Annotated in this window: 1 protein-coding gene; it reads left to right on the plus strand. The window is 57.2% G+C overall.

Features of this window, described 5'->3' with window-relative positions; translation table 11 throughout:
* Nucleotides 1–848 (plus strand): hypothetical protein (locus JMY09_RS14930; protein WP_201624638.1); only part of this gene is annotated, 848 nt, incomplete at both ends.

The following is an 848-nucleotide window of genomic DNA, read 5'->3' on the forward strand; positions in this document are numbered from 1 at the left end:
GATGCTGATGCTGACGCCGATGCTGATGCCGACGCCGATGCTGATGCCGATGCTGATGCTGATGCTGATGCTGATGCTGATGCTGATGCTGATGCTGATGCTGATGCTGATGCTGATGCTGATGCTGATGCTGATGCTGATGCTGATGCTGATGCTGATGCCGATGCCGATGCCGATGCCGATGCTGATGCTGATGCTGACGCCGATGCCGATGCTGATGCTGATGCCGATGCTGATGCTGATGCCGATGCTGACGCTGATGCTGATGCCGATGCCGATGCTGATGCCGATGCTGACGCCGATGCTGATGCCGATGCTGACGCCGATGCTGACGCCGATGCCGATGCTGATGCTGACGCCGATGCTGATGCCGATGCCGATGCTGATGCCGATGCCGATGCCGATGCTGATGCTGATGCCGATGCTGACGCTGATGCTGATGCTGATGCTGATGCTGACGCTGATGCTGATGCTGATGCTGATGCTGATGCCGATGCTGATGCTGACGCTGATGCTGACGCCGATGCTGATGCTGATGCCGATGCTGATGCTGACGCTGATGCTGACGCTGATGCTGACGCTGATGCTGATGCTGATGCTGATGCTGACGCTGACGCTGATGCTGATGCTGATGCTGATGCTGACGCCGATGCTGATGCTGATGCTGATGCTGATGCTGACGCCGATGCCGATGCCGATGCTGATGCCGATGCTGATGCTGATGCTGATGCTGATGCTGATGCTGATGCTGATGCTGATGCTGATGCTGACGCCGATGCCGATGCCGATGCCGATGCTGATGCTGATGCTGATGCCGATGCCGATGCTGATGCTGATGCTGATGCTGA

The sequence above is a fragment of the Psychrobacter urativorans genome, assembly GCF_904846695.1.
Taxonomy (GTDB): domain Bacteria; phylum Pseudomonadota; class Gammaproteobacteria; order Pseudomonadales; family Moraxellaceae; genus Psychrobacter; species Psychrobacter urativorans.